Source organism: Acidovorax sp. Root217, from assembly GCF_001428645.1.
Lineage (GTDB): Bacteria > Pseudomonadota > Gammaproteobacteria > Burkholderiales > Burkholderiaceae_C > Acidovorax.
Window position 1 is genome coordinate 42,277 of the sequence record NZ_LMIH01000044.1, and the last position, 15,257, is coordinate 57,533.

At 66.7% G+C, this 15,257-nt stretch carries 13 protein-coding genes; 2 read left to right on the top strand and 11 right to left on the bottom strand.

Translation table 11 applies throughout. The features are described 5' to 3' along the window. Positions 1–28: 28 nt before the first annotated feature. From ASE31_RS29540 to ASE31_RS29570, 7 genes are all read right to left on the bottom strand, one after another. Positions 29–1,213, bottom strand: a complete 1,185-nt coding sequence (locus ASE31_RS29540; RefSeq protein ID WP_057206634.1) for a pyridoxal phosphate-dependent aminotransferase — start codon at positions 1,211–1,213, stop codon at positions 29–31. Positions 1,214–1,321: 108 nt separating this feature from the next. Further along, positions 1,322–1,951 (bottom strand): transcription antitermination factor NusB, encoded by a 630-nt coding sequence (gene nusB, locus ASE31_RS29545; RefSeq protein WP_057206636.1) that lies wholly within the window; start codon positions 1,949–1,951, stop codon positions 1,322–1,324. Continuing rightward, the gene (gene ribH, locus ASE31_RS29550) at positions 1,948–2,412 is read right to left on the bottom strand and encodes a 6,7-dimethyl-8-ribityllumazine synthase (RefSeq protein ID WP_057206638.1); all 465 of its coding nucleotides are present in this window, start codon (positions 2,410–2,412) and stop codon (positions 1,948–1,950) included. Before ribH ends, nusB begins: the two co-directional genes overlap by 4 nt. 6 nt (positions 2,413–2,418) lie before the next feature. Beyond that, positions 2,419–3,540, bottom strand: a complete 1,122-nt coding sequence (gene ribBA / locus ASE31_RS29555; RefSeq protein WP_057206640.1) for a bifunctional 3,4-dihydroxy-2-butanone-4-phosphate synthase/GTP cyclohydrolase II — start codon at positions 3,538–3,540, stop codon at positions 2,419–2,421. Positions 3,541–3,751: 211 nt separating this feature from the next. Beyond that, positions 3,752–4,045 (bottom strand): 2Fe-2S iron-sulfur cluster-binding protein, encoded by a 294-nt coding sequence (locus ASE31_RS29560; RefSeq protein WP_057206641.1) that lies wholly within the window; start codon positions 4,043–4,045, stop codon positions 3,752–3,754. Between the two features lie 24 nt (positions 4,046–4,069). Further along, positions 4,070–4,705, bottom strand: a complete 636-nt coding sequence (locus ASE31_RS29565) for a DUF938 domain-containing protein (protein WP_057206643.1) — start codon at positions 4,703–4,705, stop codon at positions 4,070–4,072. Positions 4,706–5,300: 595 nt separating this feature from the next. Then, positions 5,301–5,582, bottom strand: a complete 282-nt coding sequence (locus tag ASE31_RS29570) for a DUF427 domain-containing protein (protein ID WP_057206646.1) — start codon at positions 5,580–5,582, stop codon at positions 5,301–5,303. A gap of 204 nt (positions 5,583–5,786) precedes the next feature. Between ASE31_RS29570 and ASE31_RS29575 the strand changes: the two genes are divergently transcribed. After that, positions 5,787–6,695, top strand: a complete 909-nt coding sequence (locus ASE31_RS29575) for an SDR family NAD(P)-dependent oxidoreductase (RefSeq protein ID WP_057206648.1) — start codon at positions 5,787–5,789, stop codon at positions 6,693–6,695. A 68-nt stretch (positions 6,696–6,763) separates the two neighbouring features. Then, positions 6,764–8,293, top strand: a complete 1,530-nt coding sequence (gshA, locus tag ASE31_RS29580) for a glutamate--cysteine ligase (RefSeq protein ID WP_057206650.1) — start codon at positions 6,764–6,766, stop codon at positions 8,291–8,293. A gap of 23 nt (positions 8,294–8,316) precedes the next feature. On the opposite strand, the gene ASE31_RS29585 is transcribed toward gshA, so the two are convergent. Genes ASE31_RS29585 through ASE31_RS29600 form a run of 4 tightly spaced genes read right to left on the bottom strand, consistent with a single transcriptional unit; the run spans position 8,317 to position 14,990 of the window. After that, positions 8,317–9,510, bottom strand: coding sequence for a Wadjet anti-phage system protein JetD domain-containing protein (locus ASE31_RS29585; RefSeq protein ID WP_057206651.1), 1,194 nt, complete (start codon positions 9,508–9,510; stop codon positions 8,317–8,319). Continuing rightward, on the bottom strand, positions 9,507–12,881 hold the full coding sequence (locus ASE31_RS29590) for an ATP-binding protein (protein WP_057206653.1): 3,375 nt from the start codon (positions 12,879–12,881) through the stop codon (positions 9,507–9,509). The genes ASE31_RS29585 and ASE31_RS29590 overlap by 4 nt, the downstream gene beginning before the upstream one ends. Further along, complete coding sequence (locus ASE31_RS29595; protein WP_057206655.1) at positions 12,874–13,524, bottom strand: DUF4194 domain-containing protein; 651 nt, start codon at positions 13,522–13,524, stop codon at positions 12,874–12,876. The genes ASE31_RS29590 and ASE31_RS29595 overlap by 8 nt, the downstream gene beginning before the upstream one ends. A gap of 2 nt (positions 13,525–13,526) precedes the next feature. Beyond that, the gene (locus ASE31_RS29600; protein ID WP_057206656.1) at positions 13,527–14,990 is read right to left on the bottom strand and encodes a DUF3375 domain-containing protein; all 1,464 of its coding nucleotides are present in this window, start codon (positions 14,988–14,990) and stop codon (positions 13,527–13,529) included. Positions 14,991–15,257: the final 267 nt, after the last annotated feature.

The following is a 15,257-nucleotide window of genomic DNA, read 5'->3' on the forward strand; positions in this document are numbered from 1 at the left end:
AAGAGAACAGAAGCAACCACTAAGCAGATCACCCCAGCAAACGACGCAACCGAGCTACAGACTCCTCCAACTGCGCCATCGAATTCGCAGTAGAGAACCGCACAAACCTCTCCGTCTCCGCAGTCCCGAAGTCCCGCCCAGGCGTCACCGCCACGTGCGCCCGCTTCATCACCTCAAACGCAAAATCCCAACTCCCATTCACACCCAGCCGCAAAGCAGCCTCGGAGCAATCCGCCCAGGCATAGAACGCGCCATCGGGCATGACAGGAACCGACAGCCCCATGGACTGCAAGGCGGGAATGAAGAAATCGCGCCGCGCCTTGAACTCCGCCCGCCGCCGCTCGTACTCTGCAATGCTCTCGGCCTCGAAGCAGGCCAGCGCCGCATGCTGCGACACCGTGCTCGCGCAGATGAACAGATTCTGCGCCAGGCGCTCGACCACGGGCACCATGGCCTCGGGCACCACCATCCAGCCCAGGCGCCAGCCGGTCATGTTGAAGTACTTGCTGAAGCTGTTGATGCTCACGATCTGGTCGTCGATGGCCAGCGCCGTGTGGCCGAATTCTTCTTCGTACGACAGGCCCAGATAGATCTCGTCGATCAGCGTGATGCCGTCGTGCCCGCGCACCACGTCGTGGATGCGGCGCAGCTCATCGGGCGCGATGGACGTGCCCGTGGGGTTCGATGGCGAGGCCAGCAGCACGCCGCGGGTCCTGGCGGTCCAGGCGGCGCGCACCTTCTCGGCGCTGAGCTGGTAGCGCTCGGCCGCGGTGGTGGGCACGAGCACGGCCTTGCCGTCTGCGGCGCTCACGAAGTGGCGGTTGCAGGGGTAGCTCGGGTCGGGCATCAGGATCTCGTCGCCCGACTCGATGAGCGCCAGGCAGGCCAGTTGCAGCGCGGCCGATGCGCCGGCCGTGACCACGATGTGCCGGGCCGGCACGTTCACGCCGAAGCGCTGCGCATACCAGGCGCTGATGCGCTCGCGCAAGGGCTCCAGGCCCAGTGCATTGGTGTACTGGGTGGCGCCGTCGCGCACGGCGCGGGCGGCGGCCTCCTGCACCAGGGGCGGGGCGGTGAAGTCGGGCTCGCCGATGTTCAAAAAGATCATCGGCTCGCGCGTGCCGGCCACTTCGCGTGCCATGGCCTGCGCAGCCTTGGCCACTTCCATCACGTAAAACGGTTCGATGCGCTCAGCGCGGGAGGAGAACTTCATTGGCATGGGTCCTGGTCCTGCTGGCGGGGCAGGGGGTGGCTGGCGCGGGGAGAAGGGGGGAGGGGCCGCGGGCTGCGCACCATGGCGGCGGCCCGGGGCAGGGGGCTGTCAGCCCTCTGCGCTGTCGTCGGCTGCTGCAGCGGCTTCAGGTGCCGATGCTGCGGCAGGCGCCGTGGTGGCGCCCGAGGCCTTGTCGGCCGCAACTTCCGCCGCGCGCAGGCGCGGGGCCAGGCCGTTGAGCACGGCGTTCACGTACTTGTGGCCGTCAGTGCCGCCAAACTCCTTGGCCAGCTCGATGCACTCGTTGAGCACCACGCGCCATGGCACATCCAGGCAGTGCTGGAACTCGTACACGCCGATCCACATCACGGCATGCTCGATGGGCGAGATCTCGGCCATCTTGCGGTCCAGCAGCGGGGTGATCAGTTCGTCCATCTCGGCGGCCAGCTTGATGGAGCCGTGCAGCAGCGCGTCGTAGTGCACCGAGTCGGCCTTGTGAAAGCCGGCCAGGTCGCGGGTAAATGCGTCGATGGCCTCGGGCGCATTGCCGCCCACCAGGTGTTGGTACAGCGCCTGCAGCGCGAATTCGCGTGCGCGGCTGCGGTTGGACTTGGAGGCGGCCTTGCGCACGCCGGTGCTCTTGAGGCCGGTGCGCGCCTGCTTGGGCGGGCGGGTCGAGGGGTGGCTGTTGCCGGCGGTGGTGGCGTCGTCGCTGTTGTGGTTGTTGTTATCGCTCATGACAGGTCTTCCAGCAGGTTGGCCATCTCCACGGCGACGCGGGCGGCGTCCGTGCCTTTCTCGGTCTGGCGCGCAATCGCCTGCTCGAGGTTTTCGGTGGTGATGATGGCGTTGGCAATCGGGATCTGGTAGTCGAGCGACAGGCGCGTGACGCCCGCGCCCGATTCATTGGCCACCAGCTCGAAGTGGTAGGTCTCACCGCGGATGATGCACCCGAGGGCGATCAGCGCGTCGTACTCGTCGGCTTCGCACAGGGCCTGCAATGCCACGGGCACTTCGAGGGCGCCGGGCACCCGCACGTGGGTGATGTGCTTTTCCTGCACGCCCAGGGCCAGCAGTTCGGCACGGCATGCCGCTGCCAGGGCGTTGGTGATGCCCTCGTTGAAACGGGCCTGCACGATGCCGATGTGCAGCTTCTTGCCGTCCAGGCGGTCCGAGCTTCCTTTTTCTGCGCCAAACATAGTCTTTTATTCCTTGGGGATGAAGCCGGTGATTTCGAGGCCATAGCCGGCCATGCTGGGCATGCGGCGGGGCTGGCCCATGAGTTGCATCTTGTGCACGCCGCACTCGCGCAGGATCTGCGCGCCCACACCGTAGGTGCGCAGGTCCATGCGGCCGCGCTCGGGGGCCTGGGCGGCGCGCGCCGTGCCTTCGAACTGTTCGAGCAGTTGCTCTGCTGTCTCGCCGCAGTTGAGCAGCACGGCCACGCCCTTGCCCTGGGCTGCCAGGTACTGCAGGCTCGAATCGAGGCCCCAGGAGTGCATGGAGCGGTTCACTTCGAGCGCATCGAACACCGACAGCGGCTCGTGCACGCGCACGGGCACCACGTCGTCGGCGCCCCACTGGCCCTTGACCAGCGCCAGGTGCACGGCCTGGCTGGGTTGGTCGCGAAAGGCGTGCACGGTGAACTCGCCGGCGGCGGTCTGCAGCGTGCGCGTGCCGACCTTCTCAACCAGCGTCTCGTTGCGGCTGCGGTATTCGATCAGGTCGGCGATGGTGCCGATCTTCAGGCCGTGCTCGGCCGCGAAGAGCTGCAGATCGGGCAGGCGGGCCATGGTGCCGTCGTCCTTCATGATCTCGCAGATCACCGAGGCAGGGCTGCAGCCGGCCATCACGGCCAGGTCGCAGCCGGCTTCGGTGTGGCCGGCGCGCATGAGCACGCCGCCGTCCACCGCCTGCAGCGGGAAGATGTGGCCGGGCTGCACCAGGTCTTCTGCGCGTGCATTGGGCGCCACGGCGGCCTGCACGGTGCGCGAGCGATCGGCGGCAGAGATGCCGGTGGTCACGCCCTCGGCGGCTTCGATGGAGACGGTGAACGCCGTGGCGTGCTTGGTGCCATTGCGCGTGACCATGGGCGGCAGGCGCAGGCGCTCGCAGCGCTCGCGGCTCAGCGTCAGGCAGATCAGGCCGCGGCCGAAGCGGGCCATGAAGTTGATCGCCTCGGGCGTCACGTGGTCGGCGGCCAGCACCAGGTCGCCTTCGTTTTCACGGTCTTCTTCATCCACCAGGATGACGATGCGGCCGGCGCGCATCTCGGCCACGATGTCCTCGACGGGCGAGATCGGCACGGGGGTGAGGGGAGAGTTCATGGAAGGCTTGGGCTTTCTGTGGGGACGTCTGGCGAGTGTGCGCAGCGCAGGTTCCCGTGGCCGGAGGTCGCCATACGGCATACACCTCCAAGAAACCGCCCAAAGAACATGCGATGCGGCGCTGCCGCACGTCGAAGGGGCATATTGCCCCACAAGGCATGGATTTTAATGCACCCGGCAGCAGAGCGCATGCAGGAAGTCTTGCGCCGGGTCAGATCATGCTGCCCTGGATCACCACGTCTGACTCAGGGTAGGCCACGCAAGGCAGCACGCAACCTTCTGCCTTTTCCTCGGGCGACAGGCCGGGCCATTCGATGTCGTAGCGCACACGCCCCTCCACCAACTGCCCGATGCAGGTACGGCAGGTGCCGTTGCGGCAGGAGCTGGGCCAATCGATGCCGCCCTGCTCGATGGAGACGAGCAGGGGCTGCTCGGGCCAGGCATCGCACTGGGCACCATCGGGCTCGATGCGGGCGGTGAAGAAGGGGCTGGCGGGGTTCGTCATGGCGTATGCAGGTGTGCGTGCAGGTCAGGCGCTGGCGGGCGTGCGTTGCCACACCAGCAAGAGGTTGTTGGCGGGCAGGGCGTGGCGCTCGGCCAGTTGCAGGCCGGCGGCGGCGGCTTCGCGCTCCACATCGGCGCGGTTGCGGATGCCCCAGTCGGGGTTCTGTGCACGCAGGGTGGCGTCGAAGCCCTGGTTGCCCGGTGAGGTGGGCACGCCGTCTTCGATGTAGGGCCCGTAGGTGACCAGCCGGCCGCCCGGCGTCAGATGCCGCGCTGCACCCTGCATGAGGCCCGCACAGCAGGCCCAGGGGGCGATGTGCAGCATATTGGCGCAATAAATCAGGTCGAAGGGCTGGGCAAAGGGGGCCGCACCATCGGGCCAGGTGGCAGAGCGCACGTCCAGGCGCACGGCGGGGCGCACGTTGGTGGCGCCGGCCTGCAGGGCCCAGCCGGCGATGGCGAAGAACAGCTCGTCCTTCAGGTCCGTGGGCTGCCAGGTCCAGCCGGGCAGGGCGGAGCCGAAGAAGGCCACGTGCTGGCCCGTGCCGCTGGCGATCTCCAGCGCCGTGCCGGTGTCGGGAACCAGGCCGCGCAGCAAGGCCAGGATAGGCGCTTGGTTGCGTTCGGAAGCGGGACTGCAGGGGAGGGCGGGAGAGGTCATGGATGTGGACAAAGTACGGGGCGCGATGCTATCAAATTGAAAGCAAAGTGGGCTTGGCAGGGTCTTTGCCAGAGTGCCCAAATTTTCATCAATGCAGTGATATTCCTTGCAAATCAAGCACTTGGCGCGGCCATACAGGGCTTGTCCAAAGTTATCCCCATGATTGTCCAGTGCGGGCAGGGATAACCGGGCACCTTCTGCCTAAAAAATGAGCACTGCATTCATTTTCGTTGTGAATCAATGGCTTGGATCGCCCATACACGGCTTGCCCAAACTTATCCACATGATTGTCCAGCGCAGGCAGGGATAACCGCAGGTTTTGGCCTGCCGGTCGCTGCCCAAAAAATGGGCGGCGGGTGGGTTTTCGTTGTAGATCAAGCACTTGCATCGGCCATACACGGCTTGTCCTTAGTTATCCACACGATTGTCCAGTGCCATCAGGGATAACCCTGGGCAGGCGCCAGGCCAGGCTGCCCAAAAAACGGGCGGTGCAGTGATATCCCTTGTGAATCAATCACTTGGCATGGCCATACAGGGCTTGCCAAAACTTATCCACATGATTGTCCAGTGCGGGCAGGGATAACTGCCGCGTGCGTCAGGCCTCGATCTTCACGCCCTTCCAGAAGGCGACACGGCCGCGGATCTCGTCGGCCTCGGGCTTGGGATCGGCGTAGAACCAGGCGGCGTCGGTGTTCATTTCGCCGTTGACCAGCAGCGAGAGGTAGCTGGCCTGGCCCTTCCACGCGCAGGTGGTCTTGTGGTTGCTGAAGGTGACGTACTCGCGCTTGAGCGATGCGTCGGGGAAGTAGTGGTTGCCTTCGACCACCACGGTGTCGTCGCTTTCGGCAATGACCACGCCGTTCCAGGTTGCTTTCATGGGGAAATCCTTCGATAAGGGAAAGAGGGGGGGCGCAAGTGCCCGGCGTCCGTGCGGTTTGCGGGGGCGCCAGCTGCGATTTTGCCTGCACCGGGAGTGCCGTGCACTGCCGGTCGCGCGCGGTACCGCGTGGGTTCGCGATGTGGCTTAAAGTCGCTGCGGTTCCAACCGCCTTTTCAAAACCACCACAGGAGAACATTGACCATGGGTATCGATTTCAAGGGCCGTGTGGCCATCGTCACGGGCGCCGGTGGCGGCCTGGGCCGCCAGCATGCGCTGGCACTGGCGGCGCGCGGCGCCAAGGTGCTGGTCAATGACCTGGGCGGGGCGCTGGATGGCAAGGGCGGCTCGGTGGGCGCGGCGCAGGCCGTGGTCGACGAGATCATCGCGGCCGGTGGCGAGGCGATTGCCAACGGTGCCTCGGTCACCGACTATGCGGCCGTGCAGGCCATGGTGCAGCAGGCCATCGACGCCTGGGGCCGGGTCGACATTTTGGTGAACAACGCCGGCATCCTGCGCGACAAGTCGTTCAGCAAGATGGAGATGGACGACTTTCGCCTGGTGGTGGACGTGCACCTCATGGGCGCAGCCCACTGCTGCAAGGCGGTGTGGCCGCACATGGTGGCCCAGCAGTACGGGCGCATCGTGATGACGACCTCCTCCACCGGCCTGTACGGCAACTTCGGCCAGTCCAACTACGGCGCCGCCAAGCTGGCGCAGGTCGGGCTGATGCAGACCCTGGCCATCGAGGGTGCCAAGTACCACATCCATGTGAACGCCCTGGCGCCTACGGCCGCCACGCGCATGACCGAGGGCCTGATGCCGCAGGAGGTGCTCGACGCCCTGAAACCCGAGGCCGTGGTGCCCGCCATGCTGGTGCTGGCCCATGAAAGCGCGCCCACGCGCACCATCCTGTGTGCGGGCGCAGGCACCTTCGAGGCTGCGCACATCACGCTGACTCAGGGTATTCACCTAGGCATTGGCGCGGACACCCCTGAGCAACTGGCCGCACGCCTGTCGGAAGTGACCGAGCGCGCTGGCGAGCAAGTACCACAAAGCGGCGCAGCGCAGGGAACCAACGAGGTGAGCAAGGCCTTGGCGGCCAGGGTTTAAGCCAGGTCCACACGCGCAATCGTGCGCCGTGCTAAGTTCCGGGCCGACACGAGATCGGTAATAAAGATATGAGAACTTTGCAGGAACGACTGACCGCCTACCCCGCCGATGCCCTGGCAGGGATACGCCGCGGCATCGAAAAAGAGGGACTGCGCGTGCTGCCCAGCGGGGGGCTGGCCCTCACGCCGCACCCGGCGGCGCTGGGTTCGGCACTCACGCACCCCTTGATCACCACCGACTACAGCGAATCGCAGCTGGAGCTGATCACCGGTGCGCGCAAGGGCGTGGACGAGTGCCTTAACGAGCTGGCCGAGGTGCACCAGTTCGTGCACCGCGCGCTGCAGGCGCAGGGCGGCGAGCTGCTGTGGGCGTCGAGCATGCCCTGCGGCCTGCCCACCGACGAGACGATTCCCATCGGCCGCTACGGCAGCTCCAACGTGGGCCGTGCCAAGAGCGTCTACCGCATGGGCCTGGGCCACCGCTACGGCCGGCGCATGCAGACCATTTCGGGCATCCACTACAACTGGTCGTTGCCCGGCGTGGGCAGCGATGACTACTTCGCGCTGATCCGTAATTTCCGCCGGCATGCCTTCGTGCTGCTGTACCTGTTCGGTGCATCGCCCGCGCTGTGCCCGTGCTTCGTGCAGGGGCGCGACCACCGGCTGCTGCCGCTGGGCGACAAGGGCCAGGCCATGTACCTGCCGCACGCCACCTCGCTGCGCATGGGGCGCCTGGGCTACCAGAGCGACGCCCAGGCCACGCTGGCCGTGAGCTACAACGGCCTGGCAGGCTACGCCAACTCGCTGCACGAGGCGCTGACCAAGCCCTACCCCGCCTACGAGACGGTGGGCGTGCGCAACCCGGGCGGCGACTACAACCAACTGGGCACCAGCCTGCTGCAGATCGAGAACGAGTTCTACGGCACCATCCGCCCCAAGCGCACCGTGCACACGGGCGAGCGCCCGCTGCATGCCCTGCGCGAGCGCGGCGTGGAATACGTCGAAGTGCGCCTGATGGACCTGGACCCCTTCGTGTCCGTGGGCATCACGGCGTCGACCATGCGCCTGCTGGACGTGTTTTTGCTGCACTGCCTGCTGTCCGACAGCCCGCCCGACACGCCCGAAGAGATTGCCGAGCTCCAGCAGAACCAGCACCTCACGGCCGAGCGCGGCCGCGAGCCGGGCCTGCTGCTGCACCGCGCCGGCCAGGCCGTGCCGCTGAGCACCTGGGGCGCCGAGGTGCTGGCCGAGTGCGAGCCGCTGGCCGCCGCGCTCGATGCCACGCACGGCACCACGGACTACAGCGATGCCCTGCGCGACGCCCGGGCGCTGATGGAGGCGCCGGACCGCACCCCCTCTGCCCGCGTGCTGGCCAGCATCGTGCAGGACCACGAGAGCAATTTCGAGCGCTTTGCCTTCCAGCAATCGGCCAAGGCGCAGAACACGCTGCTGGCCCTGCCCTGGAGCGATGCGCAGCAGGCGCGCTACCTGGCGTTGGCCGACGAGTCCATCGCCGCGCAGAAGGCCATCGAGGCAGCGGATACGCTGCCGTTCGAGCCCTGGCTCGAACAGTACATGGCGGTCGAGGGGCTGGGCTGAGCTGATCCAGCGGCGGCTGCGGATCAGTCCTGCAGCCGCTGCAGCGCCGCCTGCACCCACCCAAATCCCACGTGCTCCTGCTCCAGCCGCAGGTTGGCTTGCAGCCGGTTGTCGCGCAAGTCGTCGTACAGGGCTGCTTCGGCCTCTGTCAGGCGGGGCAGCTCGCGCCGGGTGGGCTGGTTTTCCTGGCCCCATAGCGGCGCATGGGCCTGCAAGGTGCCCTTGTCCATCAGAAATGACTGGGCATGGGGCCATTGGTGGCGCAACTGGTCGAGTATGGCGAAACCGTGGGTATCGATGTCGCCCCAGTAGTGCAGGGGGCAGTGGGCCAGCCATTGCGCCTGCCGCAGCACGTCAAACCCATACCCGGCGCCAAAAACCACCAGGCTGCGCGGGTGCGCTGGCAAGGTCAGGAAGTTGGTTTCGTTCTCGGTCATGAACACGCGCGCGCCCGCCAGGGGCAGCTGGGCGAAGGGCCCTGCGTCCAGGGTCACGTCCTGGCCCCAAGGCCCTGCAAGCAGGGCGGGGTCCAGCAGGCGCAGGCGAATGCGCAGAGGCTTTCGCAGCAGGCCGTAGCGCTCCTCGAACAGGCCTGCCCCCGATGCACCCCGGTCGATGGCGTCCTCGGGCAGCGCCAGGTCCAGCAGGTCGGCCAGCACCGTGCGGTGTGCTTCGACAAACTTGCTGTGCACGCCCGCCACATCGATCTGCCGTGCATAGATGCCGGGGCGAGGGTGCTGCTGCAGCCACTGCACCACGTCCAGCAGGCGCTGCCAGTCGTGCGTCAGCGCCAGCGCCTGCAGGGGGCGCTGCGCCAGCCATGGGAGCAACAGGGGCTGTTGTTGCCGGGTGGTTTCCACCAGGGCGTTGAAATGCGCCAGGTCGCGGCGCTTTCCCAGCCAGGCCATGGCGTCGTCCAGGCTGTCCACCCAGATCTGGTCTGGAACTTCGTTGGTGCCGAAAAGGCGGTGGCGAAAGCTGCGCATCTCCACGCGGCAATGGGGTAGCGCCCTGATTTGCGCCACCCAGGCGCGCACGCTGGCAAACTGGTCGGCGATGTCGCCCGAACTGGGGCTGCGCAGCGACAGGCGGCGCGGGAAAAGCGGGGCAGGCTGCAATGCGTGCGACTCGGCTGGCACGATGCTGGCCAGCAGGTCGCCGCGGTCCCAGAGCCTCTGGAGCTGCGCCAGCAGATCGTCGGGGCGGCTCCAGTTCATTCACCCGCCTCCGGGCGGGAGGCCCGATATTCCTCGATGGACAGGTTGCGCAGTTGCGAGGACCGGCCATCCGCGTTGTGCACGAAGCCCACGCTGGAGACGAAGGGTTCGATGGTGTGGATTTTCTGCAGCGGGGTGATCACCAGCAGCTGCAGTTGCAGCTGCGCGAACAGCTGCAGGCCGTACTGCGCGGATTCGTCCGAGCCCCGCCCGAAGGCCTCGTCGATCATGACGAAGTGGAACCGGGGCGAGCGCGCAGCGCCCCATTGCAGCCCGAACTGGTAGGCCAGGCTGGCCGCCAGGATGGTGTAGGCCAGCTTTTCCTTTTGCCCGCCGGACTTGCCGCCAGAGTCGGAGTAGTGCTCGTGCTCGCTGTCGTCCTCGCGCCAGCGCTCGCTGGCGGCAAAGACGAACCAGTTGCGCACGTCGGTGACCTTGGCGGCCCAGCGCCGGTCTGCCTCGCCCGTACCCTCCCGCCCCCGCAGGCGTTCGATGATGCGCTGCACCTGCAGAAACTTGGCCTCCGAATACTGCGCATCGTCCGAGCCCGTGATGCCGCCTTCGGTGCAGGCGCGCAGGTCGTTGCGAAAGTCGCGTATGTCCACGTCCGGCGCCGTCTGCGCCTCCAGGCGGATGGTGCGGCCGGGGTTGTAGTCGATCTGCGTGAGCGATGTGTTGATGCGGCCGATGCGGTCCAGAATTGTTCCCCGCTCCCTCTCCAGCATCGACAGGAACATGGCCACCTCATGGATGGTGTTCTCGTTGAGCAAGTTCTTGAACGTGGCCTCGAAGCGCGGCAGGTCATCGGCACGCAGGTTGTCCAGCATCGTCCGGTACTCGTGGCTGGCCTCGATGCTGGCGTCCACCTCCTGCGTTTCGAGGGGGTAGGTGTTCTTGTAGGCCGACATGTCGCGGATGATGCGTTCGCGCAGGCGCTTGAGCTGCAGATCCTCGGCATCGATCTTCTTTTGCAGCCAGTCGCGCAGGTCGCGCTCACGTGCGTCGCAGGACTCCAGTGTCAGGCGCTGGTCAAGCTGTGCCTGTGCGCGCAGCGCCTCCAGTTGCGCCGGCAGGTGCGCGTCGCCGGACAGCGGGTGCTCCGCCAGCAAGGCCTGGGTCTGGCTGCGCAGTGCCTGGGCGTCGGAGCGCCGCTGCTCGGTCCTGGCGCGGGCATCGCGCTGGTGGTCCATGTCGGCCTCGATCTTCTTCAGCTCTTGGAGCACCGCATCGCGCTGCTCTCCCAGGTGCCGCAGCAGGTCGGAGGCCGCGCGCAGGGCCAGCTGCTCGTGCTGCAGCCTGGCGATGTCGGCCACCAGCGGCTGCCAGTCCAGATCGCGAAAATCGGCATACACATCCAGCTGCGTGAGGTTGCGCATCTGCAGCTTCAGTGCCTGCTGCTCCAGCTGCCGCTGCGCAATGCGCTGGCCGACGTCGCCCAGCTGGTTTTCGAGCTGCCGGGCCTGGGCCTGCAGCGCGCTGACCTTGCCCGTGTTCTCCCAGCCCAGCACGTAGCGGCTGCGGTCATCCAGGCGGTGGCGGTCGTCCTTCTCATGGCGTTCGCCCCGGGACTTGATCTGCCCGGTGCGTGTCAGGGCGTGCGCTTCCCGGCGGAACTGTTCGGGCGTGGTGCAGCAGGCCACGTCGAACCGGTGTGCCAGCTCGCGCTCCAGCCAGTCGTAGAACGGTGTGTCGGGGTGGATCTGCAGCTTGTGGACCAGGGACTCGCGGTGCAGCGCAGGCATGTCGCTGCGTTGCCCGGCGCGGATGCGGTAGTACACCAGCCGCCCCTTGAGGTGGGTGGCATCCACCCACTCGGACACGGCAGCGTAGTGGCTGTCCGAGACCAGCAGCGACAGGCCGAAGCCTCCGAGCAGTCGCTCTGCCGCGCCTTCCCAGTCGCGCTCGGTTTCGTGCACCTGCAGCAGTTCGCCTGCGAACGGCAGCGCCCGCGCTGGCAGGCCCAGGGCCTCGCACAGCTGGTGGCGCAACGCGATGTGGTGGGCCGGAATGTTGTTGCGCCGGGCCTTCAGGCTGGCGATCTCGCCGAGCAATTTCTCATGGGTGCGCCGCCCTTCGGCCATGGCGACTTCATCCTCGATCTGGCCGTTCTGCAGGGCTGCCTCTCGGTCCTGCGCCAGTTGCTGCATGCCGGCCAGGCTTTGCCGCTGTGCCAGAAAGTCGGCGGCGCTGCCCATGCTCAGCAGGCCTGCGGCGCGTGCCAGTTCGTTGTAGCTGTCGGCCTTGGCCTTGCGCCGTTGCGCCTGGTCCTCTTTGTCGGCAATCTCCTGCGCCAGTTGCTCCAGCCGGTCGCCGCCGTTGTCCGCCATGCTGCGGCGCAACTCGCCCTCCAGGGCCTGCTTGGCCGAGCGCTGGCCTTGCAGGCGCTGAACCCGCCCGTCATGGCTCTCCCACTCGTCATCGAGGTTGGCAATGCGTTCTTCCAGCAGCACCAGCTTGTGCTGGGCAAACCAGGGCTTGAGTGCATCGCGGCATTCCCGCAGGCCCTCGCTGTGTGCGGTCTGCGCATCGTGGCGCCCGCAATCCTCCACCAGGGGAGTGAGCAGTTCCACCTGCTTGTGCGCTTTGAGCACGGCGGCATGGGCGCGGCTCAGGTCATCGAAGTGGCCGATCAGTGCCGCAATGGGCGGTGCCATGTCGAATGGCTCCAGCATGTGGCTGCGCACGAACCCCGTCAGATTGCCCACGGACTTCATCGAGACGGTCTGGTGGAAAAGCTCCAGCGCCTGCTCGTTGTCGATGCCGAAGCGCCGGCGAAACCAGGCGCTGTAGGGCGGAAAGCTCTCGTGCAGCGTGGCGCCCCTGGCGCGCAGCTTCTTGCGCAGGGCGCCGATGTCGCTGCCAAAGTCGGAAAAATCGCTTGTGATGGACAGCGCGCTCTCGGCGCACACGTAAAAGCGCGCTGGCTGGCCGTGCGGCTCCTTCATCCAGAACACCTGCGCCAGTGTCACCGTGTGCCCATAGGCGGCGTTGTGGAACACCCCGAGGATGACGGAATACGTGCCGGTGTCGCGCAGCGCGACCGGCTTGGCGCTGCCGCTGGCCTCGTTGCGCTCGGACTTGTAGTGGCCCAGCACGTAGGACCGCAGGGACCGCTCTTTGCCCTGTGCGCCAGCGGCCTTGTTGTAGGCGATGCGCTGCGCCGGGACCAGCAGCGTGGTGATGGCGTCCACCAGCGTCGATTTGCCGGAGCCGATGTCTCCGGTGAGCAAGGCGTTCTTGCCGCCGGGGTGCAGGCTCCAGACGTGGCCATCGAAGGTGCCCCAGTTGAAGACCTCGAACCGCTGCAGCCGAACGCCTGGAGGCACGTCGCCGGCTTGCTCTGCGCTGTGCTGCGCGTGCAGGTCATTCATCGGGGGCCTCTGCCGTTTGCATGGGGGCGCTTGCCAGCTGCGCCTGGTAGGCGGCCAGGCGCTCGTCGAATTCACCCAGCCACTGCGCATCCACGAAGGCCTTGAGGATGCGCCGCACCTCGTACACGGCGCTCTGGCCGCCGACGGGGCTTTTGTGGCGGCGCAGGAAGCCCAGTTCGACGACCTTGTTCAGGTGCGTGTCGATCTGGTCGATCAGGCGCGCTTCGTTGCTGTGCTGGGGCAGGAACACGCGCACCATCTCCACCAGCTCGTCGCGGGACAGAACCAGCCGGGTGTCCCCTCCCACGGCGTCGAACTCGAGCAGCTTCTTGCGCAGCAGCGCCAGCATGAGGCTGACCTGGAAGGTCAGCGGCCGGCGCGCCACCAGGCGGGGCACGGGGGCCGTGGGTTCTTCCGGCTCCGGGCGCGCCCGCAGGTAGGCAAAGCCCTCGGCCTCGTCGATGTGCAGCGCCAACCCCAGAACACCCACGTAGTCGCGCACCCGCGCCTGCAGCCCCAGCAGGGCATGCCAGTAGTTGGCGTCGCCCTCCTGGTACATGACCCCCTTGAGCAGCGGGATCACCAGGGTGGAGAGGTCGTGCGTCGGCAGTGCGGGCGGGGCATCTTCTGCGTCTTCTTGCATGCTTATCTTACAAAAATGACCCGCGGCAGGCGTGCGCGCTTGAGTCTGGGCGGGTCGCCAGAGGCAGGGCCAGGCGCGGCGCTCCAGGTGATGGTTTCGGTGCTGGTCTCATCCACGGCAGAGGCGAAGCTGCTGCTGGCCAGCTGCAGGTAGGCGATCAGTTCGGCCAGGCCGTGCTGCAGCGGGTGGGCCTGGCACAGGTCGCCCAAGGTGATCTGTCCCTGCCGCTGCAGGGCGCGGCGGATCTGCTGGGCGAGCTTCGCCTTGTCGATGACGATCTGCGAATACAGCGCGGCGTCGTCCATGTCGGCCTCTCCGGCCTGCAGGGCGATGCTGGCGATCAGTGTCTTGACGCCGGGGGCATGCAAGGGGCGTTCAAAAGGCAGGGCGATGTCGATGCCCGGGGTGTCCAGGTGCATCGCCGGGCCTTGCGGCGGTGCATCGCGCAACCGCAACGCATGCCCTTCGATGTTGCGCATCAGGTCCATGATGCGGCGATTTTCCAGCCAGGACTGGTCGTCCAGAAAGCGCCGCAGCTGCTGCGAAAGCAGGGCCACGGTGCGCTGGGTGTGCTCACCGGCTTCCATCCAGTCGTGGTGCACACGGCGCACCCGCATGTCGGGCTGCATGGCCGCCACGGCCTCCAGCTGCAAGACCTGCTCCAGCATCGCCGACAGCTCCTGCTGGCGCTGGCTGGACATCAGAAAATCCCAGAAGGCCCGGAAACTGCGGCCCTGGTCGGAGTCGGCAATGGCGTCGCGCTCGCCCAGAATGTCCTCCAGCAACGCGCCCCGCGAGCCCCGCCACAGGGTGATGCGCTCGCGCACCGTGCGGTCCAGCAGGCGAAAGTTCTGCTCCACCTCGCGAAAGTCCGCGAGCAGCTCGCGTGACAGCTGCGTGAACTGGGCAAACCGCTCCTTGACGGCCGTGTCGCCCAGCACCGGCAGGTTGCCGGAGAGCACGCGGGCTATTTCCGCATCGATTGCATCGCGCTGGCGCTGCAGATCCAGCAGGCGCACGTTCACATCGGTCTGCGTGCCGGTACTGATCTGGCGCAGCAACTCGAACAGGGTGAGCAGCCGCGATTCCGTGCCCACAAAGCTGCGTTCGGTCAGCGTGCCCAGCCAGGCAATGGCTTTCTCGCTGGCCGGCGTCATGTCGAACACCGGGGCATCCGAGCCCGCGCGGTAGAACTTGCGCAGCCAGCCCTTGTCCACGCCGGCCCAGTCGTTCAGGTACTCCAGCGCCGTTCTGGGAAATGCCTGCTCCCCCAGCTGTTCACGCAGCAGGTACAGGTCGTCTTCGAGCGCTTCGCACAGGTCCGCCTGGGCGATGGTGCGCACATTGGGGGTGATGAAGACCCGGTGCAGGAAGCTGGCCACCAGTGCCACGTGGTCTGACCGCAGCAGCCGCCAGGCCGGGTGGTTTTGCAGCAGCTGGTCTAGCTTGGCATGGTCCAGGGACATGGAGGGTGGAGATTGGCCAGGCGGTGGGGCAGGGTGGGAGGGGGCGGGCGACTTTTTCAGCCGCGCCTGCCATCTTAGGGTACGGCCGGGGTGTCTTCTCTGTTGCCTTCTTCGCCTGGGGGTTGGGTGCTTGCCTCTTTTGAGTGGTCTGGTGGTCTGGGCGTTGTTTTGCGGCTTGGCTTTCGTGGTTGCTGCGTGCTGTGGTTGAGGGCGGAGGCCGGGTCTCGGCCCGGCGGCCGAGGTACTTGTTCTTTGCTTCGCCAAAGA